This window comes from Pseudomonas sp. NFACC37-1, from assembly GCF_900101575.1.
GTDB lineage: Bacteria > Pseudomonadota > Gammaproteobacteria > Pseudomonadales > Pseudomonadaceae > Aquipseudomonas > Aquipseudomonas fluorescens_AA.
Map to the genome: position 1 here is coordinate 204537 of NZ_FMUZ01000005.1, position 26077 is coordinate 230613.

The window sequence follows — 26077 nt, forward strand, 5'->3', positions numbered from 1 at the left end:
TTTCGTAAAAATTGCCGAGCCAGTCCGATCGCCGTGACGAAACGGACCTGGCTTGCGGAGAACCCTGATGAAAAAACTCAAACTGGTAATGATCGGCAACGGCATGGCCGGGGTTCGAACCCTCGAGGAACTGCTCAAGCTGAGCAACGAGCTGTACGACATCACGGTGTTCGGTGCCGAGCCCCACACCAACTACAACCGCATCCTGCTCTCGCCGGTGCTGGCCGGTGAGCAGACGTTCGAAGAGATCGTGCTCAACGACCTGAGCTGGTACCTGGACAACAACATCAAGCTGCTGCTCAACCGCAAAGTGGTGGAAATCGACCGGGTCAAGCGCCGGGTCATCGCCGAAGACGGCAGCGAAGCCGAATACGACCGCCTGCTCATCGCCACCGGCTCCACCCCGTTCATCCTGCCGATTCCCGGCAACACCCTGGAGGGCGTGATCGGCTACCGCGACATCGCCGACACCCAGGCGATGATCGACACCGCCAAGACCCACAAGCATGCCGTGGTCATCGGCGGTGGCCTGCTGGGCCTGGAAGCCGCCAACGGCTTGAAGCTGCGGGGCATGGACGTGACCGTGGTGCACCTGGGCGAATGGCTGCTGGAACGGCAACTGGACAAGACCAGCGGCCAATTGCTGCAGACCGCCCTGGAAAACCGTGGCCTGAAATTCCGCCTCAGCGAGCAGACCCAGGCCCTGCATGACGCCGGCAACGGTCGGGTCGGCTCGGTGCAGTTCAAGAACGGCGACATCATCCCCGCCGACCTGGTGGTGATGGCCGCCGGCATCCGCCCCAACACCGAGCTGGCGGAAAAATCCGGCATCCCATGCAACCGCGGGATCCTGGTCAACGACACCATGCAAACCTACGACCCGCGCATCTACGCCATCGGTGAATGCGCCAACCATCGCGGCACCGCCTACGGTTTGGTCGCACCGCTGTTCGAACAGGCCAAGGTCTGCGCCAACCACCTCGCGCAACTGGGTTTCGCCACCTACAAGGGCTCGGTCACGTCGACCAAGCTGAAAGTCACCGGCATCGACCTGTTCTCCGCCGGGGACTTCATGGGCGGTGAAGGCACCGAGACCATCACCCTTTCCGACCCCATCGGCGGCGTCTACAAAAAGCTGGTGATCAAGGACGACGTGCTGGTCGGTGCCTGCCTGTACGGCGATACCGCGGACGGCGGCTGGTACTTCCGCCAGATCCGTGAAAACCACGGCATCAGCGAGATCCGCGATCACCTGATGTTTGGCGAGAACGCTTTGGGCGACGTCGGCCACCAAGGCCAGGATAAAGCCATGAGCATGGCCGACAGCGCTGAAGTCTGCGGCTGCAACGGCGTGTGCAAGGGCACCATTGTCAAGGCGATCCAGGAACACGGGCTGTTCAGCGTCGATGACGTGAAAAAACACACCAAAGCCGCCAGCTCCTGCGGTTCCTGCGCCGGCCTGGTGGAGCAGATCCTGATCAACACCGTGGGTGGCGCGGCGGACGTCAAACCGAAAAGCGAAAAAGCCATCTGCGGTTGCAGCGACCTTAACCACGGCCAGATCCGCCAGGCGATCCGCGACCAGCACCTGCTGACCATCGCCGGGGCCATGAGCTACCTGAACTGGCGCACCCCGAACGGCTGCGCCACCTGCCGCCCGGCGCTGAACTACTACCTGATCTCCACCTGGCCCGGCGAAGCCCAGGACGACCCGCAGTCGCGCCTGATCAACGAACGCGCCCACGCCAACATCCAGAAAGACGGCACCTACTCGGTCGTCCCGCGGATGTGGGGCGGCGTGACCAATCCTTCGGAACTGCGGCGTATCGCCGACGTGGCCGACAAGTACAACGTGCCCATGGTCAAGGTCACTGGCGGGCAGCGTATCGATTTGCTGGGGATCAAGAAGCAGGACCTGCCCGGCGTCTGGAAAGACCTCGACATGCCGTCCGGCCACGCCTACGGCAAATCCATCCGCACCGTGAAGACTTGCGTGGGCAGCGAGTTCTGCCGCTTCGGCACGCAGAACTCCACTCAACTGGGCATCGAGCTGGAACACGACCTGTTCAACATGTGGTCGCCCCACAAGGTGAAGCTGGCCGTCTCCGGTTGCCCACGCAACTGTTCGGAAGCCGGCATCAAGGACGTCGGCATTATCGGCGTCGACTCCGGCTGGGAGATGTACATCGGGGGCAACGGCGGGATTAAGACCGAAGTCGCCGAGTTTTTCGTCAAGCTCAAGACCGCTGAGGAAGTGCGTGAATACAACGGCGCCTTCCTGCAGTTGTACCGCGAGGAAGCCTTCTATCTCGAACGCACTGTGCACTACATGCAGCGGGTTGGCATGGAGCACATCAAGAAAGCCGTGCTGGAAGACCCCGATCGGCGCAAGGCCCTCCACGAACGCCTGAAGTTTTCCCTGTCGCTGGAGCAGGACCCTTGGAAGCAACGCCTGGAACAGCCTCAGTTGAAGAAAGAGTTCGAGGTCATCCCTGTGAAAAACCTGGAGGTGCCGGCATGAACTGGTTGGATATCTGCGCACTGGAAGAGATCAATATCCTCGGTTCGCGCATCATCAATGGCCCCAAAGGCGATATCGCGATTTTCCGCACCAGCGACGATGAAGTATTCGCCCTGGATGACCGTTGCCCGCACAAGGGCGGCCCGCTGTCACAAGGCTTGGTGTATGGCAAGCGCGTGGCCTGCCCGCTGCACAACTGGCAGATCGACCTGGAAAGCGGCCAGGCCCAGGCCCCCGACGTGGGCTGCGCCCATTATCATTCGGCCCGGGTGGAAAACGGCCGGGTGCAGTTGGCCCTGCGGGACGCAAGCTGATGAACCGCCAGATCACTGCCTCGACCTGCTGTTACTGCGGGGTCGGTTGCGGCGTGCTGATCGAGCATGACGGCGAGCGCATCCTCGGCGTCAGCGGCGATCCTGCCCACCCGGCCAACTTCGGCAAACTGTGCAGCAAGGGTTCCACCCTGCACCTGACCGGCGACCTCGCCGCCCGCGCCCTGTACCCGGAGCTGCGCCTGGGCAAAGGCCTGGCTCGGGCCCGCACCGATTGGGACAGCGCCCTGGATCACGCCGCCAGTGTCTTCGCCGAGACCATCGCCGAGCACGGTCCCGACAGCGTGGCGTTCTACATCTCCGGACAACTGCTGACCGAGGATTACTACGCTTTCAACAAACTCGCCCGGGCGCTGGTGGGCACCAATAACATCGACAGCAATTCCCGGCTGTGCATGTCCTCTGCCGTGGTGGGCTACAAGCGCAGCCTCGGCGCCGACGCCCCGCCCTGCAGCTACGAAGACCTGGAACTGAGCGACTGCGTGATGATCGTCGGCAGTAACATGGCCTACGCCCATCCCATCCTCTTTCGCCGCCTCGAAGAGGCCAAATCCCGCCGGCCGCAGATGAAAATCATCGTCATCGATCCCCGGCGCACCGACACCTGCGACCTGGCGGACCTGCACCTGGCGATCCTGCCGGGCACCGATGTCGCCTTGTTCCATGGGATTTTGCACCTGCTGCTGTGGGAAGACTGGGTCGACCGCGACTTCATCAAGGCCCATACCGAAGGTTTGGCGGACTTGAAGAACCTGGTACGCGACTACACCCCGGCGATGGTCGCCCAGTTGTGCGGCATCAGCGTCGAACAACTGCACCAGTGCGCCGAATGGGTCGGCACCTCGCCAAGCTTCCTGTCGTTGTGGTGCATGGGCCTGAACCAGTCCACCGCTGGCAGCGCCAAGAACAGCGCACTGATCAACCTGCACCTGGCCACCGGGCAAATCGGCCGGCCGGGTGCTGGGCCCTTCTCGCTGACCGGCCAACCCAATGCCATGGGCGGACGGGAAACCGGCAGCCTGTCGAACCTGTTGCCGGGCCACCGCGAAGCGGCCAACCCGGAGCACCGCGCCGACGTCGCCCGTTACTGGGGCGTCGAGCAATTGCCCGCCACCACTGGCTTGAGCGCCATCGAGCTGTTCGAGCAGGTGCGCAGCGGCAAGATCAAGGCCTTGTGGATCGCCTGCACCAACCCGGCCCAGTCGATGCCGGACCAGACAGCGGTACGCGAGGCCCTGCAAGCCTGTCCGTTCGTGGTATTGCAGGAAGCCTTCCGGACCACCGAGACCGCCGCCTTTGCCGACCTGCTGCTGCCGGCAGCCAGCTGGGGCGAGAAAGAAGGCTCGGTGACCAACTCCGAACGGCGTATTTCCCACGTCCGTCGGGCCATCGGCGCACCGGGTGAAGCACGGCCGGACTGGGCAATCACAGTGGATTTCGCACAACGCCTGGAAAAACGTCTGCGCCCAGGCCAACCCAGCCTGTTCGCCTTCGATACCCCGGCCCAACTGTTCGATGAATACAAGCAGCTGACCCGTGGCCGCGACCTGGACTTGTCCGGCATCAGCCATGCCCTGATCGACCGGCTCGGCCCTCAGCAATGGCCCTTCCCGGATGGCGCCACGGTCGGGACGACGCGTCTGTACGTGGACGGGATTTTCCCGACCGACAGTGGCCGAGCGCGTTTCGTAGCCGATCCCTATCGCGCCGCCCAGGAACTGCGTGACGCCCGCTACCCATTGACCCTCAACACGGGCCGCTTGCGTGACCAGTGGCACGGCATGAGCCGTACCGGTACCGCCGCGCAGCTGTTTGGTCATGTGAACGAAGCCGTACTCAGCCTGCATCCCGATGAACTGCAGCGGCATCGCCTGCAAACGGGCGATCTGGTCAACCTCAAGAGCCGTCGCGGCAGCGTGATCGTGGCGGTGGACAGCGACGACAGTGTGCGCCCCGGCCAAGCGTTCCTGCCCATGCACTGGGGTGATCGATTCCTCAAGGGCGGTGTGAATACCCTGACTCAACCGGCTTTCGACCCCTTGTCGAAACAACCGGAACTCAAGCACAGCGGCGTGCGCCTGGAACCGGTGAACCTGCCTTGGCAGCTTTTTGCCTTGATCGAAGGCGATGTTCAACAGCATCTGGAGGCGCTGCGTCCCCTGTGTGAGGCGTTTTCCTACGTCAGCCTGAGCCTGACCGGCCGTGAGCGTCCCGCGTTGCTGATTCGCGCTGCCAGCGCCGTCGCGCCCGAGCCGCAACTGCTCCAGGCCATCGACGAGCAATTGGGCCTGATCGACGGGCCCGTGCTGGCCTATGACGACCCGCGTCGCGCCATCGGCAAACGAGTGCGCATCGAAAGCGGCCGCATCACCGCCATTCGCCTGGCCGGCGAAACCCTGGCTCGGCACTGGCTGCAGAACCTGTGGCTCGAAGGCCGTGCCGATGAACAACTGCGGCGCTGGCTGCTGGCGCCTTTGAGCGCGCCGCCGGGCAATGTCGGCGCCGCAACGGGTGGCAGCAAAACGCTGTGCAACTGCATGAACGTCAGCCAGCGTGCGATCTGCGCAGGCATTGAACGGGGCTTGGACTTGCAGGGGCTTAAACAGGAATTGGGCTGTGGCACGCAATGCGGTTCCTGCGTACCGGAAATCAAACGCCTGCTGGTTGCCACTGCGCAACCGCTGGCGGCTATCTCGTGAGGAAAACACTATGAACGCAAAAGTCTGGCTGGTGGGTGCAGGTCCCGGTGACCCTGAATTGCTGACCCTCAAAGCCGTACGCGCCTTGGGCGAGGCCGACGTGGTGTTGATCGACGACCTGGTCAATGCCGCGGTGCTGGAACACTGCCCCGCTGCGCGCATCATTGCCGTGGGCAAGCGCGGCGGCTGCCGTTCCACCCCCCAGGCCTTCATTCATCGGCTGATGCTGCGCTATGCCCGCCAGGGCAAATGCGTGGTGCGCCTCAAGGGCGGCGACCCGTGCATCTTCGGCCGCGGCGGCGAAGAGGCGCAGTGGTTGCGCGAACATGGCGTCGAGGTGGAGCTGGTCAACGGCATCACCGCCGGCCTCGCGGGGGCGACCCAGTGCGATATTCCACTGACCCTGCGCGGGATTGCCCGGGGCGTGACCCTCGTCACGGCCCACACCCAGGACGGCAGCCACCTGAACTGGCAAGCCCTGGCCCAAAGCGGCACGACGCTGGTGGTGTACATGGGCGTGGCGAAGCTGAGCGAGATCCGCGAGCAGTTGCTGGCCGGTGGCCTGGCGGCGAACACGCCCGTGGTCATGATCGAAAACGCCTCCCTGCCCCACCAGCGTGATTGCCGCAGCGACCTGGCCTCGATGGAAGCCGATGCCTGCGCCTTCCAGCTCAAGAGCCCGGCGATCCTGGTGATTGGCGCGGTGGCCGGTGCTGTCGAACTCACCGCGTCACAGCCTGCGTGGGTTCAGGCTTCGGCGCTGTAACAAACAACACCCAACCTAATGTGGGAGCGAGCTTGCTCGCGATAGCGTCGGGTCAGCAGCATCAATACTGGCTGACACACCGCTATCGCGAGCAAGCTCGCTCCCACAGGTTTTGTGTTTAACCAACTGTCTTGCGGCAACGCCCCCCTCATTTTCATAAATCCCAGGCAAAGAAAAGCCCGGCCTAGGCCGGGCTTTTCCAAAGCTGTGGGCTAATTACTTAGCTTGAGCTTCAACCTGCGCTTCTACGCGACGGTTAACTGCACGACCAGCTTCAGTGGCGTTGTCGGCAACTGGGCGGGTTTCGCCGTAGCCAACAGACTGAACGCGGGACGATTCAACACCGTACTGGTTGGTCAGAACTTGCTTAACGGCGTTTGCACGACGCTCGGACAGTTTCTGGTTGTAAGCGTCAGGACCGACGGAGTCAGTGTGACCTTCAACAGTGGTGGTGGTGGATGGGTACTGCTTCATGAAGTCAGCCAGGTTCTTGATGTCGCCGTAGCTGTTAGGCTTGACGACCGACTTGTCGAAGTCGAACTTGACGTCCAGCTCAACACGAACGACTTCGGCAACTGCTGGGCAGCCATCAGCGTCAACGGTTACGTTGGCTGGGGTGTCAGGGCACTTGTCGACGTTGTCGCACACGCCGTCGTTGTCGCTGTCGGAGCAGACTTCAGCCGGAGCTGGAACTGGAGCAGCAGCAGGCTTGGAGCCGCCACCGAAGTTCACACCGATACCGACGCTTGGCGCCCACTCGGTGTCGCCCTGGTCGATGTTGTACTGAGCTTCAACGCCGGCACGGGCGTAGAAGTTCTCGGTGAAATACAGCTTGGCGCCGCCACCAACGTTGGCGAAGGTAGAACGGTTACGACCGTTGCTGCCATTCTGGTCGATGCTCTGGTCGGAGAAACCGGCCGAAACATAAGGACGCAGCATGTCGCCTGGGTTGTTGAAGTGGTACAGGGCGTCCAGAGCGGTGTTGGCGCCCTTGACGTTAGTGCCGTCGTCGGTACGTGCGTTGTGCACTTCGTCGTAGGCCAGACGCAGTTCAACGTCGTCGGTCAGAAAGTAACCAACCGAACCGCCGAACAGGTTGCCGTTGTTCTTGAAGTTACGAGCGCTGTCGAATTGTTCTTTCTTGGCGAAGCCTTCGATTTCAACTGCGCCTTGGCCTTGTGCCAGAGCGCCGAACGAAGTGGCAGCAATCAAAGAACCAATGGCAAAGCCCAAGGTGTTTTTCAGTTTCATCCGTTAAATCCCCATCTGGTGATTGTGAAGCAGTCCCGCAAACCGGGGGACAACTCGGCGGCAAGTCTATCAGAACTTGCCTACGCGTAAGAGATATTTGCGCCGAACTAAGTTTCAGCAATGCCCGCAAATTTCTCACGCAATTTGTCGAGAGCGCGCTTGTAACGCATTTTTGTCGCGCTCAAACCCATGTGCATGATGTCTGCGATCTCCTGGAATTCCAGCTCTGCGACAAATCGTAGCACCAGAATCTCCCGGTCGATCGGGTTTACATAGACCAGCCAGCGATCGAGCCCACCCTTTTCCTCGGGCTTGGGCGCCTTATCTTCCGACGCTTCCTCGAGAGGGTCCAGGCTCAACGCGTCCATCAAGCGACGCTTTCGCCGTTCCTTGCGATACTGCGTGATGCATTCGTTGTACGTGATGCTGTAGAGCCAGGTCTTGAACTTCGATTTCCCCTCGAAGTTCTTCAGGCCATACAGCACCTTCAACATCACCTCCTGACAGACATCGTCAGCATCACGATCGTTCCCGAGATAACGCGCACAAACGTTAAATAAAGTTCTCTGGTAGCGACGCATCAACTCTTCATAGGCGCGTGTTACGTGGAACAGCTCCGTATGCGCGCGCGCGACCAACTCCTCATCGGAGAGATCACGGGGGTCGTAGCGCGTGGATAGCGATTGGGGTTTGTTCAAAACAAGTCGGGCCGACAGTCTAGGTCAATGTGCGCCGCAGCCTGTGCTAGCAGGCATTTCGCGGCGGCATACATTAGCAGGATTTGCCGGGTTAGCGGCTACTCACATGCTGTTCCAGCAGGATCCGATTGGAAAGCGACACCAACTCGCCCTCCTCGGTCAGCAATGTGGTTTTCACCGTGCCGATCTCCTCGATCTGGCCTTCGACCTCGCCAACACGCACTTGTTGCCCAACCTCATACAATTCACGCACATAGATTCCCGCAAGAATCTGACCGGCGATTTCCCGGCTTCCCAATCCCATTGCCAGCGCAACCGCCAGACCAACGGTAATCAATACGATCACGATCACGTGGTTGAGCAGGTCGGTCTTGACCTCCAACTGACTGATCGCCACCGAAATACTGATGATAATCACCAGGCCCTGGGCGATACGCCCCACGCCAGCGGCATAGTCCAGCCCGACGCCTTCGGCCGCACCGCGTACCAGCCCATTGGCCAGTTGTGCCAGCAGGACACCCACCAGCAACACCAGCGCGGCACCAAAAACCTTCGGCAAATACAATGCAAGCATATCGAGCGTAGCTGAAACTCGCTCAAGGCCAAGGGATTCTGCTGCGGAAACCAAAAAAATCAGCAATACGAACCAATAGACGATCTTGCCGACCAGGGTCGAGATCGGCACCTGGATGCCGCCACGGGACAGCAATTTGGTCAGGCCGGTGCCGCCCATCAGGCGATCGAGGCCCAGCTTGGCGAGCAGCTTGGACAGCAGCGTGTCCAGCAGCTTGGCCACGACAAAACCCAGCAACAGCACCACCAGCGCCCCGAAGAGGTTCGGGATGAAGTTGGCTACCTTGGTCCACAACGCAGTCATTGCCGTGACGAGGCTCTGGGTCCAGAGATCAAGTTCCATATTCAATCAGCCTTATCAGCGGTGCGAGTAACAGGTTTACGGCGGGAAACCGGCGAGACATGGGCCGATCCGTTATTCAAGGCGATCATCAGCGCGGGCAACCAGCGGCCCAGCAGGCTGAACAGATCGCCCGCGCCGACCTGGCGGTTGGCGGTTTTCAGTACACGTCCCAGGCATGCATCGTCGTCCCGGCTGGACGGCGAAGCCTTGAGCATGTCGCGCAAAGACTGTTCAAACGGATCGTGCATACGCACCTCTCGTGATGTCTGTGGAAGACGCGATCAAATTTCGTCGGGTCACATGAAACCCCTGTCATACCCAGCGCAAACGGCGGAACAACCACCACTGCCCCAGTGCCACGCAGATCATCAGCAGGCACGCGAACATAAAACCGTAGGGGCTTTCGGAAAACGGAATGCCGCCGACGTTGATACCCAAAAGGCCGGTGAGAAAACTCATTGGCAGGAAAATCCCGGTGACGATGCCGAAGCGGTACATGGTGCGGTTCATGCGTACCGAAAGGCGCCGGTCCTCGGCCTCCAGCACAAGCCCTACGCGCTCTCGAGTCAATTCCAGCTCCTCGAGGTAACGGGTCAGGCTGTTGTTCAATTCGTTCCAATAGTCGCCGTCGTCATCGAAAAACCAGGGCAGCTTGAGCCGCGTCATCTGGCCGAAAATGTCCCGCTGCGGCGCCAGGAATCGCTTGAGTCCGGCGGCCCTGCGACGGATGTGCAAAATGGCGTCGTGCTCGGGGGTGTACCGTTCGTCGGTATCAAGCTTTTCTTCCTCGCCATCGACGATTTCGGACAGGCAAGTGACCAGGTCCTGCACCTTGTTGGTGAGGTATTGCGCCATATAAAGGATGAGTTCAGAGGCCGTTTTCGGCCCCTTGCCCTCGGCCAGTTGCGCCAACAGTTCATCGGTGGCGCGCAACGGACGCAGGCGCAGGGAGATCACCCGCTGGGCGGACGCGAAGATCCGGACCGACACCATGTCTTCCGGCTCGGCACCCGGGTTGAGGTTGATCCCCCGCAGGAACAGCAGCAGTTCGGCGTTGGGCAACGGCAACAAGCGCGGCCGGGTGTTCTCTTCGAGCAGCAGGTCGCAGTTGAATTCGCTCAGACCGCTGGATTTGCGCAGCCAGGTGTGGGTTTGCGGATGACTGCGATCCCAGTGCAGCCACAGGCTTTCGTGGGCCTGCAGCTGCAAATCGTCGAGTTCGGTCCGGGCTATGGAACGCGCGCCGCCTTTACCGTCCAGCACCAGGGCATGCACCAGCCCCCATTGCGCGTTTTCTTCCTCGAACATCCTCATCCCTTATGGCTGTGGCGCTTCATTCAGGCATTTTCAGCGGGCTTGGCGAAACGATCACGCCATTGTTGTCGGCATAGACATACTCGCCCGGGCGGAACGTCACGCCGGCAAAGGTCACCGCCACATTGAGATCGCCGATGCCGCGCTTGTCGGTCTTCATCGGATGGCTGGCCAGGGCCTGGACCCCGAGGTCGGTCTGGGCGATAACGTCGACGTCGCGGATGCAACCGTAGATCACCAGCCCTTCCCAGCCATTTTTCGCGGCTTTTTCCGCCAGCATGTCCCCCAGCAGTGCCCGGCGCAGGGAACCGCCGCCGTCGACCACCAGCACCTTGCCGTTGCCCTTGAGTTCAACCTGCTCCTTGACCCGCGAGTTGTCCTCGAAGCACTTGATGGTCACGATTTCGCCGCCGAAGGAATCGCGGCCACCGAAATTGCTGAACATCGGTTCCAACACCTGCACCAGTTCCGGGTAGGCGTCGCACAGGTCGGGCGTAAGGTAATGGTTCATCGAACAACTCCTGAAAGGTTGGAACGTCAGACTGAATGAGCAACCGTTTGTGACTGGAACTGCTTGAAGCGTCATATCTTAGCCGCAAGCCGAACAGAGCGAAATGCCCTTGTCAGAGCCTTCGCCTCAAACCGCCTCGGCCAATTGGGGCTGTTCTGCCAGCAAGGGGGCCTGTTGATCCTCGAGCCAACGCGCCACCAACGGCCAGACCTCAAGGTGAGCGGCCTTGCTGACCAGCATCTCGACATGGCCGAAATCGTCAGTGAACCCCTGTCCCCGGCCCAGGCAGACAAACTGCTTGCGCGCGGAGCCGATCTGATCGAAAAGTTTGCGGCAAGCCCAGGTCGGGTCCTGGTGATCACCCGCGGCACTCACCGCCAGTACAGGTAACTGGACATCGGCCAACCCGGCCCACCAGTTCTTCTCGGCATCGCCGAAACGCCCGAACAAACCGTACCAACGCATGCTTTCCAGGGCCAGGCCGATGGGCTCGTCCTCTGGGCCACGCTTGAGCCTCGAGCCGGACAATTGGGCAAAGCGCTTGAGAATGAAGCGACCGCTCCATTCCACCGGCGGAATTTTCAGCGGCCAGTAGGTGCGGCTGACCTGGGTGCCGAAAAATGCCGCCGACGCCACGGCAGGCTCGCCCAGGTAGTGGCCGCCCAAGGCTGCTGCCAGGGTAATTCCCCCCAGGGAATGACCGATCCAGTGAGGAACCTGCCCGCTCTGCTCACGCACGAAGGCGCCAATGGCCGGCAAGTCGTAGCGGGCGTAGTCGGCCACTCGATTGTGGCGATAGCCCTGGTTGCGCTGGGAGAGCCCATGGCCGCGCATCTCGGGGATCCAGACATCGAACCCCTGGCGTGCCAGGTACGCCCCCAGGCCCAGGCCCTTGGGTGAATACCAGAAGCGCCGGTTGGAAAAACTGCCGTGCAACAGGATCACCGGGACGCCGCGGGTCTGGCCGGCATCGGCCATGCCCAGCCGGGTCACGGCCAGTTCGACGCTGTAGTCCGGGCTGTTGCCGGGTTTCAAGCGATAGACATCTTCGCTCAGATCACCGCGCCGCTCGGCGCTGATCAGGGCGACAGGAAATAGATTGCTGCTGCTTTGCATAATGCTCTTGCACAAAAAAAGACGACTGTGGGAGCGAGCTTGCTCGCGATTGCGTTGGATCAGCAAAAAAAATCTTGGCTGACACTCAGCTATCGCGAGCAAGCTCGCTCCCACAAAGGTTACCCGGCTTACATTACCGGTGAGGCCTCTTCACTCGATCAGACCGCAGCCTGCCCCTCAGCCAGGAAGAACCAGGTTTCCAGCACCGAGTCGGGGTTCAACGAAACGCTTTCGATGCCCTGTTCCATCAGCCACTTGGCCAGGTCCGGGTGGTCCGAAGGACCCTGGCCGCAGATGCCGATGTACTTGCCAGCCTTGTTGCAGGCGGCGATGGCATTGGCCAGCAGCTTCTTGACCGCCGGGTTCCGCTCGTCGAACAGGTGGGCGATGATCCCGGAATCGCGGTCCAGGCCCAGGGTCAGCTGGGTCAGGTCGTTGGAACCGATGGAGAAACCGTCGAAGAACTCGAGGAACTCTTCAGCCAGGATGGCATTGGACGGCAGTTCGCACATCATGATCACGCGCAGGCCATTGTCGCCACGGGCCAGGCCGTTTTCCGCCAGCAGGTCGACGACCTGGCTCGCTTCGCCCAGGGTCCGCACGAACGGCACCATGATCTCGACGTTGGTCAGGCCCATCTCGTTGCGCACGCGCTTGAGGGCGCGGCACTCGAGTTCGAAGCAGTCGCGGAACGATTCGCTGATGTAGCGCGACGCGCCACGGAAGCCCAGCATCGGGTTCTCTTCTTCCGGCTCGTAGAGCTTGCCGCCGATCAGGTTGGCGTATTCGTTGGACTTGAAGTCCGACAGGCGCACGATGACCTTTTTCGGCCAGAACGCCGCCGCCAGGGTGCTGATGCCTTCCACCAGCTTCTCGACGTAGAAACCGACCGGATCGTTGTAGCCGGCAATGCGCTTGTCGACGCTGTCCTTGATGTCCTGGGGCAGGCCGTCGTAGTTCAGCAGGGCCTTGGGGTGCACGCCGATCATGCGGTTGATGATGAACTCCAGGCGGGCCAGGCCCACACCGGCGTTCGGCAACTGTGCGAAGTCGAAGGCACGGTCCGGGTTGCCGACGTTCATCATGATCTTGAACGGCAGCTCCGGCATGGCGTCCACGGAGTTCTTCTTGATGTCGAAGCCCAGTTCGCCCTCGAAGATATAGCCGGTGTCGCCTTCGGCGCAGGAAACGGTCACGCCCTGGCCGTCCTTGAGCAGTTGGGTCGCGTTGCCGCAACCGACCACTGCCGGGATCCCCAGTTCACGGGCGATGATCGCCGCGTGGCAGGTACGCCCGCCGCGGTTGGTGACGATGGCGCTGGCGCGCTTCATCACCGGTTCCCAGTCCGGGTCGGTCATGTCGGAGACCAGTACGTCGCCGGCCTGGACCTTGTCCATCTCCGAGACGTCCTTGATGATCCGCACCTTGCCCGCGCCGATGCGCTGGCCAATGGCCCGGCCTTCCACCAGCACGGTGCCGGTTTCCTTGAGCAGGTAGCGCTCCATGACGTTGGCCTGGGTGCGGCTTTTCACGGTTTCCGGACGGGCCTGCACGATATACAGCTTGCCGTCGTCACCGTCCTTGGCCCACTCGATGTCCATCGGGCACTTGTAGTGCTGCTCGATGATCATTGCCTGCTTGGCCAGCTCGCTGACCTCGGCGTCGCTCAGGCAGAAACGCGCGCGCTCGGCCTTGTCCACGTCGACGGTCTTCACCGAGCGACCGGCCTTGGCTTCGTCGCCGTAGATCATCTTGATGGCCTTGCTGCCCAGGTTGCGGCGCAGGATGGCCGGACGACCGGCTTGCAGCGTGCCCTTGTGAACGTAGAACTCATCCGGGTTCACCGCGCCCTGCACGACGGTTTCACCCAAGCCGTAGGCGCCGGTGATGAACACCACGTCACGGAAGCCGGACTCGGTGTCGAGGGTGAACATCACGCCGGCGGTGCCGGTTTCGGAGCGGACCATGCGCTGCACACCGGCGGACAGGGCGACCAGCTTGTGGTCGAAGCCCTGGTGCACGCGGTAGGAAATGGCACGGTCGTTGAAAAGGGAGGCGAAGACTTCCTTGGCGGCACGGATGACGTTTTCCACGCCACGGATGTTCAGGAAGGTTTCCTGCTGGCCCGCGAAGGAGGCATCCGGCAGGTCTTCGGCGGTGGCCGAGGAACGCACGGCGACGGCGATATCGGGATTGCCTTCGGACAGCTTGGCGAAAGCGGTGCGGATCTCGGCGTTCAGTTTCTCGGGGAACTCGGCTTCCATGATCCATTGACGGATCTGGGCACCGGTCTTGGCCAAGGCGTTGACGTCATCGACGTCCAGGGCATCGAGCGCATCGTGGATCTGCTTGTTCAGGCCGCTCAGTTCCAGGAAATCACGATAAGCCTGGGCGGTCGTGGCGAAGCCACCTGGCACCGATACGCCGGCACCGGCGAGGTTGCTGATCATCTCGCCCAGGGATGCGTTCTTGCCCCCCACATGCTCCACATCATGGACGCCGAGCTTATCGAGGGAAACTACGTACTCTACCAAGGTGATCTCTCCACTAACTGTGTTGGAAAAGCTCAAGGCACCGGCGGCTCCAGGGGAGCGCTTGCCAGCGATATGGCCTGGACCTGGAAAATAAGTGAGAATGCGGGCCACTGGCGGCCGGCAAATCGCGCCTATCATATCCAAGAATCGTCACTAGCTCACTAGCTTAAGGCCCAAGGCGCAAATGAAACGATCTGCTTTCTTTATCTCCGACGGCACCGGCATCACGGCCGAAACGCTAGGCCAGAGCCTGTTGGCACAGTTCGAAAACATTACCTTCGCCAAGATGACACGTCCGTACATAGACAGCGTCGACAAGGCGCGGGCCATGGTACAGCAAATCAATAAAGCCGCCGAAACCGACGGTTTTCGCCCGATCATCTTCGATACCATCGTCAATCAGGACATCCGTGAGATTCTCGCAACGTCCAATGGTTTCATGATCGACATTTTTTCCACCTTCCTGGCGCCCCTGGAACAGGAACTGAGCGAGCATTCCTCCTACTCGGTCGGCAAGTCCCATTCCATTGGCCACAACTCCAACTACATGGAGCGGATCGAGGCGGTGAACTTCGCGCTGGACAACGATGACGGCGCCCGCACGCATTATTACGACAAGGCCGACCTGATCCTAGTGGGCGTGTCGCGTTGTGGTAAGACACCGACGTGCCTGTACATGGCGATGCAATTCGGCATCCGCGCGGCCAACTATCCGCTGACCGAAGACGACATGGAGCGCCTGCAACTGCCCAGCGCCCTGCGCGCCCACCAGCACAAGCTGTTCGGCCTGACCATCGACCCGGACCGCCTCACGGCGATCCGCAACGAGCGCAAGCCCAACAGCCGTTACTCAAGCTACGCCCAGTGCGAGTTCGAAGTGCGCGAGGTGGAAAACCTGTTCCGGCGGGAGAACATTCCCCATATCAACTCCACGCATTTTTCCGTGGAAGAGATTTCGGCGAAGATCCTGGTGGAGAAAGGGGTGGAGCGGCGGTTCAAATAACCGGACGGTGTGCCGGAAAACCTGTGGGAGCGAGCTTGCTCGCGATGACGGAGTGTCAGCCAACATTGATCTTGCTGACCCGCCGCAATCGCGAGCAAGCTCGCTCCCACAGGGATAGGAAGTCTTCCGGCCTATGGTTTCAACCGCTCAACCAACGCCTGCCCCACCGCCAGCGCCGACGCCGGGTTCTGGCCGGTAATCAGCTCCCGATCCGTCACTACATGGGACGTCCACGGCGAGGTGTTGCTGCTGTACTGCCCACCAGCCTGCTGCAACGCGGTCTGTGGGTAGAATTTCATGCTCCCACCACCCAACAGCCCCTTGGCCAGTTCTTCTTCCTGATTGCTGATCACTGTCATTTTGTACCCGGCGTAGATCCAATTCGACGGCGCCGAGGCCTGGCCTTTGGTAGCCAACTGGCCAACGAATCCTTGGGCATCAGGCAATGTCGACAGCAACGCGATCGGCCCGTGGCAAACCAGCGCGGTGGTCTTGCCCTTGTCATGAAAGTGGGTCAACACCCGCCCCAGCGGTGCGCTCGTGAGCAAATCCTGCATGGGCGCATGCCCGCCGGGAATGTACAGGGCATCGTACTTCTCCAGACCGATCTGCTCGACACGGGCCAGGCTGATCACCGGTGAGTCCGTGGCCGAAGTGATGTTCAGTTGCGCCAGCAACGCCTGGTAGCGCTGCAGCTGCGCCGGATCATTATTGAAGTACATCTTGTCCACCGAGGACCGGTCCAGCGTCGGCGCCTTGCCCTGCGGGGTGGCGAACGTCACGTGGTGACCGGCATCCAGCAACAGCTTCACCGGTTGCAGCAATTCGTTGAGGTAAAACCCGGTGGAGAAAACCTTGCCGTTGTTCAGATCCAGATGATCGGAATCCGACAGGACCACCAGCACGTTATCGGCATGGGCCGCGACGCCAATACCCGCCAGAACAACAGACGTTGCCAAGGTCGTGAGCTTTTTCATGATGACTCCAGGCTGTTTCGATAAAAGATGCGCTCACTGTATTGATGCGTTCACCGGCGATAAACTGGCGCACCGGAACATCACTTGGCCCCTGGAGGCAACAATGGCCCGTCGATTCGATTACCTGGCCGACGTGGAAGCCTTCGTCACGGTCGTGGAAAAAGGCACGCTCAGCGCCGGTGCCGTGGCGCTGGGCACTACGCCTTCGGTCCTGAGCCGCGCCATTTCCCGCCTCGAAGCCCGGCTCGGCGTGCAACTGTTGCGACGCACGACCCGGCGGCTGAACCTGACCGACGCCGGCACCTTGTACCTGGAGCAGTCGCGCTCGGCCTTTGCCCTGATTGACGACGCCGAGCGGCGAATCCAGGGCCAGGACGGTGTCTTGACCGGTCGTGTGCGCTTGAGCGTGCCGACCACCTACGGCCATTACCGCCTGCCATCGCTGCTGTCGCGTTTCGCCGAGGCTTACCCGCAAGTTCGGGTCGAGCTGAGTATCACCAACCGCAATGTCGATCTGGTGGCCGAGGGGTATGACCTGGCGATCCGCCTTGGGCCGCTGCCGGACAGCGGCCTGGTCGGACGCAAGCTCGAAGACGCCCGCCTTTGCCTGGTGGCCGCGCCGCATTACCTGAAGCGCGCCGGAACGCCCCGGCACGTCGATGAACTGGCTGCCCACGCCTGCCTGCCCTTCGTAATGCCCAGCAGCGGACGCATCGCACCCTGGCTGTTTCGCGACAATCATGAAGACCGGGAATGGCTGCCGGTGGGCAATGTGCAAGTGTCCGATGATGTATTGGGCATCGTGTCCCTGGCACAGGCCGGGATGGGGATCTGCCAGACCTATGAATTCATTGTCCGGGAGCGAATCGAGCGTGGGGAACTGGTGGCTTTGCTGGAGGACTTTGACGGGCGCAGCCGACCCTTTTCAATCATCTACCCGCCCCATCGGCAATTGCCGGCGGCGGCGCGGGCGTTGATTGATTTTTTGATCGAGCAATAGTTGGTAACGCCGGCCGGCCTCTGTGGGAGCGAGCTTGCTCGCGATTGCGGAGTGTCAGCCGGCATTAATGTTGCCGATCCACCGCTATCGCGAGCAAGCTCGCTCCCACAGGGGTTCTGATGTGACTGCAGGATTTGCATTTTCCCGCAGCCTTCCTGTGGAAAGCTTTCTTGCTGCCACAGGCTCTACACTCAGTGGGCCGCAGCCGCCTGCTCGTCCATTTTCTTGCGCAGGCTCAGCGGGCGCATGTCGGTCCAGACTTCTTCGATGTAGGCCAGGCACTCCTTCTTGAAGCCGCTTTTACCGACGGTACGCCAGCCCTCGGGGACGGCCTTGTAGTCTGGCCAGATCGAATACTGTTCTTCGTGGTTGACCACGACCTGAAAGACGATGTCCTCGCGGTCGAATACTGAAGTCATGGGTGTCTCTCCATCTTTGCTCGAGGTTCGCTGCGTCACATGCGCAGCCAGGATATGAAAGGAACGTACGGGGCCGGCTGAAAATTAGCTCTCGGTGACCGCCGCATGCAGGGCTCGCCCAAAAATCTCGGCGACCCGGTCGATTTCGGCGCGGGTGATGATCAACGGTGGCAGGAACCGCACCACGCCGCCCTGGCGACCGCCCAGTTCCAGGATCAGCCCGCGCTTGAGGCATTCGCGTTGCAGCCGTGGCGCCAGCTGGGCATGCACCGGCGGATGGCCTTGGGCGTCCGGCTTGCCCGCCGGATCCACCAACTCGACACCGAGCATCAGCCCGCGACCGCGGATATCGCCCAGTTGCGGGTAGTCCCGCTGCAGGATGCGCAGGTGCTCGCTCAGGCGTTCGCCCATGGCGGCGGCGTGGGCCGGCAGGTCGTGTTCACGCAGGTAGCGCATGACCGCGGAGCCGGCGGCCATGGCCATCTGATTGCCACGGAAGGTCCCGGCGTGAGCGCCCGGCAACCAGGTGTCGAGCCAGTCTCGGTAAACCACCACCGCCAGCGGCAGGCTGCCGCCAATGGCCTTGGACAACACCACCACGTCCGGGATGATTCCGGCATGCTCGAAGGCAAACATTTTGCCGGTACGGCCGAAGCCGCTCTGGATTTCGTCGACGATCAACGCCACCCCTGCCTGCTCGGTGATCCGCCGCAAGCCGCGCAGCCAGTCCAGGTCGGCGGGAATGACTCCGCCCTCGCCCTGCACCACTTCGACGATGACCGCCGCCGGCAATTGCACGCCGGCCTCCGGGTCGTTCAGCAGGTTTTCCAGGTAATGCAGGTTGGCCTTCACGCCCTCGACACCGCCCAGCCCGAACGGGCAGCGATAATCGTAGGGGTATGGCATGAACTGCACGCCGCTGCTGAGCAAGGCGCCCAAGGGTTTCTTCGGCCCCAGGCTGCCCATCAGGCTCAATGCCCCCTGGCTCATGCCGTGATAACCGCCCTGGAACGACAGCACGGTGCTGCGTCCGGTCGCGGTACGCACCAGCTTGAGGGCGGCTTCCACCGCGTCGGTGCCGGTGGGGCCGCAGAACTGGATCTTCGCCTCGGCGGCCAGCTCCACCGGCAACAGGCCGAACAGGTCCTGGACGAAGCGGTCCTTGACCGGCGTGGTCAGGTCCAGGGTGTGCAACGGCAGCTCGTCGGCCAGCACCTGCTGGATCGCGTCGATCACCACCGGGTGGTTATGCCCCAGCGCCAGCGTGCCGGCACCGGCCAGGCAATCGATGAAGGTGCGGCCCTCGACGTCCTCGACATACAACCCCTTGGCGCGCTTGAGCGCCAGGGGGATGCGCCGTGGATAGCTGCGGGCATTGGACTCCTGCCGACTCTGGCGAGCCAGCAGCGGCGACTCATTGAACTGGTAGAGCGTCTCGGCCGGCACGGGGCTGACCCGGGCCGGCTGTGCTTCGATAAGGCTGTTGGCGACTGACATCTCTCGACCCCGCAGTACGTAGTGACCCAAAACGACACACCGGGCAGGTGCGCATCCGGTCGGGGCGCACATGCAGGTTTCCTGTTGTGGAAACGCATCAGCCACGGAGGGATTTACTCGCGGGCAACACTTTCTCCTGTGGCGCGATCAGTGGCTTGTGCATCGCTATGGCCTTGACCTCGCCGATGGCAAAGGCATCAGCACTTTGCTCGAACCCCAGGTGTCGATAGAACGCCTGGCTGCTACGGGTACTGGTGAGGCGCACCCGGGCCACCCCGCGCCCGCGCAGCCAGGCCTCGATGTCCCGCACCAGCGCCTGGCCGACACCGCGGCGGAAGGACTCCGGCTGTACGTAGCAGAAGGCGATCCGGCCACTGGCAGAGGCCATGGCGACACCCGCCGGCCGCCCCTGCAAACGAGCCAGGGTCAGGCGCAAGCGAGGGTCGACCAGCCAGGGGCGGATATGCGCGAGGGTGTTGTTGCGTACCCAGGCGTCGACGACAGTGGGGTCGTTGCGGTGTTCGGCGGCACACCCGACCCGGATGGAGCGTTCGGCGATCCGGCTGATGATGCCGGCATCGCTGGGCGTGGCCGTGCAAATTTCGATGAAGGTGTCCATGGCGCGGTTTTCCTCAGTCCTTGAGTCGAGCTGAAAAAAACATAGACCCGGATAAGGCCGGGGCGCCAATGGCAGGTCGTTACAGCAGATGTACACAGATCCCTGGTATGGGAGCACAACGCTGTCCTTAGAACTTGCCTGAACCTGTGTGGCGAGGGGATTTATCCCCGCTGGGCTGCGCAGCAGCCCCTCGATAAGACAACTCAATCAACCTGACACAACGGGTTCGCAGCTTTTGGGACTGCTGCGCAGTCCAGCGGGGATAAATCCCCTCACCACAGGTTCATCCACTTAGCCGACCACTACCTGCACCGGCATGGTCAATTCGACCCGCAATCCATCCGGGCGGCTGTCGAAATGCAGGCCGCAACCGCAACGCTGGACGATGGCCTGGACGATCGCCAGCCCCAGCCCGCAGCCGGTGCTCTGGCCGTTGCGCCAGAAGCGTTGGGTCAAGTGCTGGATGTCGTCGGCGGCGATGCCGGGGCCATGGTCGCGGACCTGGAAGCGCACGCGCTGGCCGATCATTTCCAGGCTCAATTCCACGTCGGTGTCGTCCGGGGTATGGCGCAGGGCGTTGTCCAGCAAGTTGCGCAAGGCGGCGATGGAGAGCACCGCCGGCATTTGCACCGGCGCGTCGGACAGCCCTGGGGCCAAGTGCAATTTGATTCGCCGGGACTCACTGCTGGCCGCGTCCTGGATCGCCAGTCGCGCAACCTGCTCGGCGTTGCAGTGCACGCCATCGTCGAACGACAGGCTGCCTTCGACCCGAGCCAGCAGCAGCAACTGTTCGAGTGTGCGATGCATGCGGTCGGCGCCCTCCTCGGCCCGGGCCAGGGATTGGTCGCGGGCGGCGCCCTCGGTCATGCGCGCCACTTGCAGGTGCGTCTTGATGGCGGTCAGCGGGCTGCGCAGCTCGTGGGCGGCGTCGCCGGTCAGCCGTCGCTCGCGCTCGATGGTCTTGCCGATGCGCAGGAACAGCTGGTTCTGGGTCTCCAGCAATGGTCGCAACTCGCTGGGCAGTGGATGGATCTGCAAGGGCTCCAGGGAATCGGCATTGCGCCGCATCAGCGCATCGCGCATGCGATTGAGCGGCGCCAGGCCCTGGCCGATGCCCAGCCAAAGCAAGCACAGGCAGCCGAGCAACGCCACGCCCACCGGCACCGAGGCGGCCAGCAGGATCGACATGTTCAAGGCTTCACGTTCAATCTGACGGTCGGCGGTGGTGATGCGCAGATCCCCCCGGGCCAGGGTGAAGCTGCGCCAGGGCGCACCGTCGATCATCTGGTCATGGAAGCCCATTTTCTCGGCTTCCAGGGCCTGTTCCGGGGTGCCGTGGCTGCGGGCCAGAATCTCGCCGCGCAAGGAGCTGACCTGACAGGCCATGCCGCCGGGAATACTCAATTGCTCAGCGCTGAAATGCGTGCCCTCGCCCTTGCTGGGCAGTGCTGGCAACTGTTCCAGCAGCCCGGCGACCATGCGCGCCGAGGCCACCAGACGCTGGTCGAGGGAGAACATCATCTGGTTGCGCAGGTCGCTGAGCATCCACGCCGCGGCCAGGGCCCAGATCAGGGCGAAGGCCGCGCCAAGGGTCAGGCTCAGGCGCAGTCGCAGGCTCATCACTTGGAAGATTCCCCGCCGTCGGCCGGCCCCAGGCGATAGCCCAGGCCGCGCACGGTCTCGACAATGCCATTGCCCAGCTTGCGCCGCAGGTGGTGGATATGGACGTTGAGGGCATTGCTTTCCAGCTCGTCGTTGAACCCGTAGACGCTGTCCTTGAGTTGCTCGGTGGACAGCACCCGGCCGCGACTGTGCAAGAGCGCCTGCAACAGCGATTGTTCGCGCCGGGACAGATCCACCGGCTGGCCGTCCAGGGTGGTTTCCCGGCTGCTGGGGTCGTAGGTCAGGCGACCGTGCTCGATCAGGTTGACGCTGCGCCCCGCCACGCGCCGCAGCAACGTGTGCAGGCGCGCCGCAAGCTCGCGCAGATCGAAGGGTTTGAGCAGATAGTCGTCAGCCCCGGCCTGCAAGCCATCGACCCGGTCGGTCACCGAGTCACGGGCGGTGAGGATCAAAACCGGCGTCTCCAGCCCCTGCTGGCGCAGTTGCCGCAGCAGCTTGAGACCGTCCTCATCGGGCAATCCCAGGTCCAGCACCATGACATCGAACTCCGCCACGCCGACCATCGCCCGCGCTGCCGATGCGGTGGCCACGTGCTCGACCGTCAGGCCCTGCGCCGTGAGGCCGGCAACGATCCCGCTGGCAATCAACTCATCGTCTTCGCAGACCAGTACGCGCATGGTAAGCCCCGTGGAAAAAGGTACATTAGGCCGCCGGCCGATTAAGCCGATATTATGCGACGAGTACGGCAAACATGGGCGATCATTACGGCCTGCCGGTCGCCGCCGGGTTAATCGACGGTTAATCGCCAGTCGCCATTGTGTTTTCCACTCGCTTCGTTCTAAGGCTTTATCCATGCGTCGATTGTTTTTGCTGTGGCTGTTTCTGATCTCGGGCCTGGCCCAGGCCGCCAATCCCTTCGAAACCAAACCCGATTTCCTGCCGGTGGAAAAGGCGTTCGTGTTGACCTCCGAACGCCTGGACTCCGGTGAAACGCAGCTGTTCTGGCAGATCGCCGATGGGTACTACCTGTATAAGCAGCGGCTCAAGTTCGATGGCCTGGCCGAGGCGCAGAAACCCAAGTTGCCGGAGGGCGAGGCCCACAGCGACGAGTTTTTCGGCGACCAGCAAGTCTATCGCCAGGCGTTGGAACTGAAGATCCCCGCCGGTGCCACGGGCAAGATCAAGGTGGGTTTCCAGGGCTGTGCCGACGCCGGCCTGTGCTATCCACCCCAGACCCAGGTGATTGACCTGGGCGGCAGCGCACCGGCAGCGGTTACCGGCGAGGCGCCGGACCAGACCCTGGCCAGCGGCCTGCAGCAACGGGCCTTGGGCTGGAGCCTGTTGGTGTTCTTCGGCCTGGGCCTGCTGCTGGCGTTCACCCCTTGTTCGCTGCCGATGCTGCCGATCCTGGCCGGGCTGGTGGTGGGCAGCGGCGCCGGGCCGAGACGCGGCCTGGCCTTGGCCGGCAGCTACGTGATCAGCATGGCCCTGGTGTACGCCGCCATGGGCGTGCTCGCCGCGCTGCTGGGGGCCAACCTCCAGGCACTGCTGCAACAACCCTGGCTGCTGGGCAGCTTCGCGGCCGTATTCGTGTTGCTGGCGCTGCCGATGTTCGGCTTCTTCGAATTGCAATTGCCGGCGGCGCTGCGTGACCGCCTGGAAAACGCCGGACGCCAGCGACGCGGTGGCAGCCTGGTGGGCGCCGGCGTGCTCGGCGCCCTGTCCGGCCTGTTGGTAGGCCCGTGCATGACCGCCCCGCTGGCCGGCGCCCTGCTGTATATCGCCCAGAGCGGCAATGCGCTGCACGGCGGGTTGATCCTGTTCACCATGGGCATCGGCATGGGCCTGCCACTGCTGCTCCTGGTGACCGTGGGCAACCGCTTCCTGCCCAAGCCCGGGGCCTGGATGAACCTGCTCAAGGGCGTGTTCGGCTTCCTGTTCCTGGGCACCGCGCTGCTGATGATTCGCCCGATCATCGACAGCTCGCTGTGGATCGGACTGTGGGGCGTGCTGCTGTTGATCGCCGCCTACAGCGCCTGGCGCCAGACCGAAGGCTTCGGCCGCATGGCCTACCTCTGCGGCAGCGCTTCGGTGCTGTTCGGCCTGTGGGGCAGCCTGCTGGTGATTGGCGCAGCGGGCGGTGGCGATGATCTCTTCCAACCCCTGAAGGTCTACGCCGGCAGCGAGGGCAGCGTGACTGTCAAAGCCCACGACACATTCGTCACCGTCAGCGAGCCCGCCGCCCTGCAACGGGAACTGGACGCCGCCAAGGCCCAGGGCCAGTGGGTGCTGCTGGACTATTACGCCGACTGGTGCGTGTCCTGCAAGATCATGGAAAAACAGGTATTCGGCCGCGCCGAGGTGCTGGACGCCCTGCAAGGCGTGCGCCTGCTGCGCCTCGACGTCACCGCCGACAGCCCCGCCAGCCGCGCGTTGCTGAGCCGTTACCAGGTACCGGGGCCGCCGAGCCTGCTGTGGATCGGCACCGACGGTGAAGAGCGCCGCAGCCAGCGGATCACCGGGGAAGTCGACGCCAAGGCGTTCCTGGAGCGCTGGAACCTCACCCGGGACGCGCGCTGATGCTGACGTTCACCCTGGGCACCTTCGCCATCGCCCTTAACCATCTGTTGCTGATCAGCGCCCTGGCCCTGGCGACCTTCGTCGGCTGGCGGGTGGCCAGGCGCGGTGGCGAGAACCCTGAGTCGGTGCTGTTCGTGCTGTTTCTACTGGGGCTTTTGGCCGCACGGATCGGCTTCGTCGTCGCCTACTGGCAACATTACCGGGACGACCCGTGGCAGATCGTCGACCTGCGGGACGGCGGTTTCCTCGCCTGGCCGGGGATCCTGGCGCTGCTGATGGGCGCCTTGTTGTGGGCCCGGCGCCGCCCCGCCCTGCGCCGTCCGTTGGGCTTCGGCGTCGGCAGCGGCTTGCTGTTCTGGCTGGTGGCGAGCCTGTCGCTGACGATTTATGAACAGGGCACCCGGCTGCCGGACATCAGCCTGCGCACCGCCGACGGTCAGACCGTGAAACTCACCGACTACCAGGGCGGGCCCTTGGTGATCAACCTCTGGGCCACCTGGTGCCCGCCCTGCCGACGTGAAATGCCGGTGCTCGAAGAAGCCCAGCAACAGCGTCCGGACCTGACCTTCCTGTTCGTCAACCAGGCCGAAAGCATGCAAAGCGTCAGCACCTACCTGGCCACCCAGGGCCTGAGCCTGACCAACGTTTTGTTCGATGGCAGCGGCCGCCTCGGCCAGGCCGTGGGCTCCATGGCCCTGCCGACCACCCTGTTCTACAGTGCTGACGGTCGCCTGCTGGGCAGCCACCTGGGTGAATTGTCAGAGGCGAGCCTGGCCCGCGCCCTGGAAAACTTCGAAACGCCGGATTCGTCCACGACGCCCCACTCCGCCACAAGGAAACCGCCATGCCCCGCCTCCGCCACCTGCTGACCCTGGCCGTCGCCGCCGCCCTGTCGCAGGCTCCGCTGCTGCAGGCCGAAGAATTGCCTGCGGCCATCAAGAAGATCGAAGCCAAGGGCGCGAAAATTATCGGCACTTTCGAGGCCCCGGACGGGCTGCGCGGTTACGCGGCGCAATACCAGAACCGCGGCATGGCGCTGTACCTGACCCCGGATGGGCAGCACGTCCTGCTGGGCAACCTGTACGACGCCGAGGGCAAGGACCTTAGCGCCGAGCCGCTGCAAAAACTGGTCTATGCACCGATGGCCAAGGCCATCTGGGCGAAGATGGAAGCGAGCAACTGGATCGCCGACGGCAACAAGGACGCACCGCGCACGGTGTACCTGTTCAGCGACCCGAACTGCCCGTACTGCAACATGTTCTGGGAACAGGCCCGGCCTTGGGTCAAGGCCGGCAAGGTGCAGTTGCGCCACATCATGGTGGGCATCATCCGCGAAGACAGCCCAGGTAAATCCGCCGCCTTGCTGGCCGCCAAGGACCCGGAAAAAGCCCTGGCCGAGCATGAAAAGGCCGGCAAGGGCAGCCCGCTCAAACCGCTCAAGGATATACCGCCCGCCATCCAGGCCAAACTGGACGCCAACCAGCAGTTGATGGACGAACTGGAACTGTCCGCCACCCCGGCGATTTTCTATCTGGATGAAAAAGGCGAGCTGCAACAGCAGCAAGGCGCGCCGTCGCCGGACAAGCTGGTGAAAATTCTCGGGCCGAAGTAAAGCCCTGGACAAACACCTGTGGCGAGGGGATTTATCCCCGCTGGGGCGCGAAGCGGCCCCAATGCTGTCGACTTGGTTTGTCAGGTTCA

Annotated in this window: 23 protein-coding genes; 9 read left to right on the forward strand and 14 right to left on the reverse strand. The window is 62.6% G+C overall.

Translation table 11 applies throughout. The annotated features are described in order from the left end of the window. Positions 1-67: 67 nt before the first annotated feature. Genes nirB through cobA form a run of 4 tightly spaced genes read left to right on the forward strand, consistent with a single transcriptional unit; the run spans position 68 to position 6318 of the window. Positions 68-2521: a nitrite reductase large subunit NirB gene (nirB, locus tag BLP82_RS08780; protein ID WP_092166752.1), complete on the forward strand. Its 2454-nt coding sequence runs from the start codon at positions 68-70 to the stop codon at positions 2519-2521. Further along, a complete protein-coding gene (nirD, locus tag BLP82_RS08785; protein WP_092166754.1) occupies positions 2518-2835 on the forward strand; it encodes a nitrite reductase small subunit NirD in 318 nt (105 codons plus the stop codon). The genes nirB and nirD overlap by 4 nt, the downstream gene beginning before the upstream one ends. Beyond that, the gene (locus tag BLP82_RS08790) at positions 2835-5552 is read left to right on the forward strand and encodes a nitrate reductase (protein WP_092166757.1); all 2718 of its coding nucleotides are present in this window, start codon (positions 2835-2837) and stop codon (positions 5550-5552) included. Before nirD ends, BLP82_RS08790 begins: the two co-directional genes overlap by 1 nt. 10 nt (positions 5553-5562) lie before the next feature. Beyond that, complete coding sequence (gene cobA, locus BLP82_RS08795; RefSeq protein WP_092166759.1) at positions 5563-6318, forward strand: uroporphyrinogen-III C-methyltransferase; 756 nt, start codon at positions 5563-5565, stop codon at positions 6316-6318. A gap of 216 nt (positions 6319-6534) precedes the next feature. Here the strand turns inward: cobA and BLP82_RS08800 are convergent, their stop codons facing one another. The 8 genes from BLP82_RS08800 to ppsA all read right to left on the reverse strand — a co-directional run bounded on the left by BLP82_RS08800 (position 6535) and on the right by ppsA (position 14658). Then, entirely contained in the window at positions 6535-7569 is a 1035-nt protein-coding gene (locus BLP82_RS08800) for an OmpA family protein (protein WP_092166763.1), read from the reverse strand. A 107-nt stretch (positions 7570-7676) separates the two neighbouring features. Further along, a complete protein-coding gene (gene sigX / locus BLP82_RS08805) occupies positions 7677-8267 on the reverse strand; it encodes an RNA polymerase sigma factor SigX (protein ID WP_003183614.1) in 591 nt (196 codons plus the stop codon). A 91-nt stretch (positions 8268-8358) separates the two neighbouring features. After that, positions 8359-9183 carry a mechanosensitive ion channel family protein gene (locus BLP82_RS08810; RefSeq protein ID WP_003199523.1) on the reverse strand — a complete coding sequence of 275 codons (825 nt, stop codon included), beginning with the start codon at positions 9181-9183 and terminating at the stop codon, positions 8359-8361. Positions 9184-9185: 2 nt separating this feature from the next. Next, positions 9186-9431: a hypothetical protein gene (locus BLP82_RS08815; RefSeq protein WP_014337331.1), complete on the reverse strand. Its 246-nt coding sequence runs from the start codon at positions 9429-9431 to the stop codon at positions 9186-9188. A gap of 64 nt (positions 9432-9495) precedes the next feature. Beyond that, positions 9496-10491: a zinc transporter ZntB gene (locus BLP82_RS08820; RefSeq protein ID WP_092166764.1), complete on the reverse strand. Its 996-nt coding sequence runs from the start codon at positions 10489-10491 to the stop codon at positions 9496-9498. A 25-nt stretch (positions 10492-10516) separates the two neighbouring features. Further along, positions 10517-11008: a ribonuclease E activity regulator RraA gene (gene rraA / locus BLP82_RS08825; protein ID WP_092166765.1), complete on the reverse strand. Its 492-nt coding sequence runs from the start codon at positions 11006-11008 to the stop codon at positions 10517-10519. A 126-nt stretch (positions 11009-11134) separates the two neighbouring features. Beyond that, positions 11135-12124, reverse strand: a complete 990-nt coding sequence (locus BLP82_RS08830; protein WP_092166766.1) for an alpha/beta fold hydrolase — start codon at positions 12122-12124, stop codon at positions 11135-11137. 158 nt (positions 12125-12282) lie between these two features. Continuing rightward, positions 12283-14658: a phosphoenolpyruvate synthase gene (gene ppsA, locus BLP82_RS08835; RefSeq protein ID WP_072407937.1), complete on the reverse strand. Its 2376-nt coding sequence runs from the start codon at positions 14656-14658 to the stop codon at positions 12283-12285. Between the two features lie 184 nt (positions 14659-14842). Here ppsA and BLP82_RS08845 point away from each other — a divergent pair, with 184 nt between their 5' ends. After that, complete coding sequence (locus BLP82_RS08845) at positions 14843-15661, forward strand: posphoenolpyruvate synthetase regulatory kinase/phosphorylase PpsR (RefSeq protein WP_072407939.1); 819 nt, start codon at positions 14843-14845, stop codon at positions 15659-15661. A 131-nt stretch (positions 15662-15792) separates the two neighbouring features. On the opposite strand, the gene BLP82_RS08850 is transcribed toward BLP82_RS08845, so the two are convergent. Continuing rightward, the gene (locus tag BLP82_RS08850) at positions 15793-16638 is read right to left on the reverse strand and encodes a type 1 glutamine amidotransferase domain-containing protein (RefSeq protein WP_092166768.1); all 846 of its coding nucleotides are present in this window, start codon (positions 16636-16638) and stop codon (positions 15793-15795) included. Between the two features lie 103 nt (positions 16639-16741). Here BLP82_RS08850 and BLP82_RS08855 point away from each other — a divergent pair, with 103 nt between their 5' ends. Then, on the forward strand, positions 16742-17638 hold the full coding sequence (locus tag BLP82_RS08855) for a LysR family transcriptional regulator (RefSeq protein WP_092166769.1): 897 nt from the start codon (positions 16742-16744) through the stop codon (positions 17636-17638). A 191-nt stretch (positions 17639-17829) separates the two neighbouring features. On the opposite strand, the gene BLP82_RS08860 is transcribed toward BLP82_RS08855, so the two are convergent. From BLP82_RS08860 to BLP82_RS08880, 5 genes are all read right to left on the reverse strand, one after another. Next, entirely contained in the window at positions 17830-18057 is a 228-nt protein-coding gene (locus BLP82_RS08860; RefSeq protein WP_092166770.1) for an MbtH family protein, read from the reverse strand. Between the two features lie 84 nt (positions 18058-18141). Next, positions 18142-19554, reverse strand: a complete 1413-nt coding sequence (locus BLP82_RS08865) for an aspartate aminotransferase family protein (protein ID WP_092166776.1) — start codon at positions 19552-19554, stop codon at positions 18142-18144. A 97-nt stretch (positions 19555-19651) separates the two neighbouring features. Then, on the reverse strand, positions 19652-20173 hold the full coding sequence (locus BLP82_RS08870) for a GNAT family N-acetyltransferase (protein WP_092166777.1): 522 nt from the start codon (positions 20171-20173) through the stop codon (positions 19652-19654). Between the two features lie 291 nt (positions 20174-20464). Continuing rightward, the gene (locus BLP82_RS08875; protein WP_092166778.1) at positions 20465-21796 is read right to left on the reverse strand and encodes an ATP-binding protein; all 1332 of its coding nucleotides are present in this window, start codon (positions 21794-21796) and stop codon (positions 20465-20467) included. Further along, positions 21793-22473 carry a response regulator gene (locus BLP82_RS08880; RefSeq protein ID WP_092166779.1) on the reverse strand — a complete coding sequence of 227 codons (681 nt, stop codon included), beginning with the start codon at positions 22471-22473 and terminating at the stop codon, positions 21793-21795. Before BLP82_RS08880 ends, BLP82_RS08875 begins: the two co-directional genes overlap by 4 nt. A gap of 175 nt (positions 22474-22648) precedes the next feature. Between BLP82_RS08880 and dsbD the strand changes: the two genes are divergently transcribed. Genes dsbD through dsbG form a run of 3 tightly spaced genes read left to right on the forward strand, consistent with a single transcriptional unit; the run spans position 22649 to position 25988 of the window. Next, positions 22649-24376 carry a protein-disulfide reductase DsbD gene (gene dsbD / locus BLP82_RS08885; protein ID WP_092166780.1) on the forward strand — a complete coding sequence of 576 codons (1728 nt, stop codon included), beginning with the start codon at positions 22649-22651 and terminating at the stop codon, positions 24374-24376. Next, on the forward strand, positions 24376-25245 hold the full coding sequence (locus tag BLP82_RS08890; RefSeq protein WP_092166781.1) for a TlpA family protein disulfide reductase: 870 nt from the start codon (positions 24376-24378) through the stop codon (positions 25243-25245). Before dsbD ends, BLP82_RS08890 begins: the two co-directional genes overlap by 1 nt. After that, positions 25221-25988, forward strand: a complete 768-nt coding sequence (dsbG, locus tag BLP82_RS08895) for a thiol:disulfide interchange protein DsbG (RefSeq protein WP_092166782.1) — start codon at positions 25221-25223, stop codon at positions 25986-25988. Before BLP82_RS08890 ends, dsbG begins: the two co-directional genes overlap by 25 nt. The last annotated feature ends 89 nt before the right edge of the window (positions 25989-26077 follow it).

What these genes read in the sequence shown, in the direction of transcription:
- nirD (WP_092166754.1), top strand. Translation starts at nt 2,518, where the DNA reads ATGAACTGGTTGGATATCTGCGCACTGGAAGAGATCAATATCCTCGGT.
- BLP82_RS08820 (WP_092166764.1), bottom strand. Translation starts at nt 10,491, where the DNA reads ATGTTCGAGGAAGAAAACGCGCAATGGGGGCTGGTGCATGCCCTGGTG.
- BLP82_RS08870 (WP_092166777.1), bottom strand. Translation starts at nt 20,173, where the DNA reads ATGGACACCTTCATCGAAATTTGCACGGCCACGCCCAGCGATGCCGGC.
- BLP82_RS08810 (WP_003199523.1), bottom strand. Translation starts at nt 9,183, where the DNA reads ATGGAACTTGATCTCTGGACCCAGAGCCTCGTCACGGCAATGACTGCG.
- BLP82_RS08890 (WP_092166781.1), top strand. Translation starts at nt 24,376, where the DNA reads ATGCTGACGTTCACCCTGGGCACCTTCGCCATCGCCCTTAACCATCTG.
- BLP82_RS08850 (WP_092166768.1), bottom strand. Translation starts at nt 16,638, where the DNA reads ATGAAAAAGCTCACGACCTTGGCAACGTCTGTTGTTCTGGCGGGTATT.
- BLP82_RS08790 (WP_092166757.1), top strand. Translation starts at nt 2,835, where the DNA reads ATGAACCGCCAGATCACTGCCTCGACCTGCTGTTACTGCGGGGTCGGT.
- dsbD (WP_092166780.1), top strand. Translation starts at nt 22,649, where the DNA reads ATGCGTCGATTGTTTTTGCTGTGGCTGTTTCTGATCTCGGGCCTGGCC.
- BLP82_RS08865 (WP_092166776.1), bottom strand. Translation starts at nt 19,554, where the DNA reads ATGTCAGTCGCCAACAGCCTTATCGAAGCACAGCCGGCCCGGGTCAGC.
- BLP82_RS08800 (WP_092166763.1), bottom strand. Translation starts at nt 7,569, where the DNA reads ATGAAACTGAAAAACACCTTGGGCTTTGCCATTGGTTCTTTGATTGCT.
- BLP82_RS08855 (WP_092166769.1), top strand. Translation starts at nt 16,742, where the DNA reads ATGGCCCGTCGATTCGATTACCTGGCCGACGTGGAAGCCTTCGTCACG.
- BLP82_RS08860 (WP_092166770.1), bottom strand. Translation starts at nt 18,057, where the DNA reads ATGACTTCAGTATTCGACCGCGAGGACATCGTCTTTCAGGTCGTGGTC.
- cobA (WP_092166759.1), top strand. Translation starts at nt 5,563, where the DNA reads ATGAACGCAAAAGTCTGGCTGGTGGGTGCAGGTCCCGGTGACCCTGAA.
- nirB (WP_092166752.1), top strand. Translation starts at nt 68, where the DNA reads ATGAAAAAACTCAAACTGGTAATGATCGGCAACGGCATGGCCGGGGTT.
- BLP82_RS08815 (WP_014337331.1), bottom strand. Translation starts at nt 9,431, where the DNA reads ATGCACGATCCGTTTGAACAGTCTTTGCGCGACATGCTCAAGGCTTCG.
- dsbG (WP_092166782.1), top strand. Translation starts at nt 25,221, where the DNA reads ATGCCCCGCCTCCGCCACCTGCTGACCCTGGCCGTCGCCGCCGCCCTG.
- BLP82_RS08830 (WP_092166766.1), bottom strand. Translation starts at nt 12,124, where the DNA reads ATGCAAAGCAGCAGCAATCTATTTCCTGTCGCCCTGATCAGCGCCGAG.
- BLP82_RS08845 (WP_072407939.1), top strand. Translation starts at nt 14,843, where the DNA reads ATGAAACGATCTGCTTTCTTTATCTCCGACGGCACCGGCATCACGGCC.
- rraA (WP_092166765.1), bottom strand. Translation starts at nt 11,008, where the DNA reads ATGAACCATTACCTTACGCCCGACCTGTGCGACGCCTACCCGGAACTG.
- BLP82_RS08880 (WP_092166779.1), bottom strand. Translation starts at nt 22,473, where the DNA reads ATGCGCGTACTGGTCTGCGAAGACGATGAGTTGATTGCCAGCGGGATC.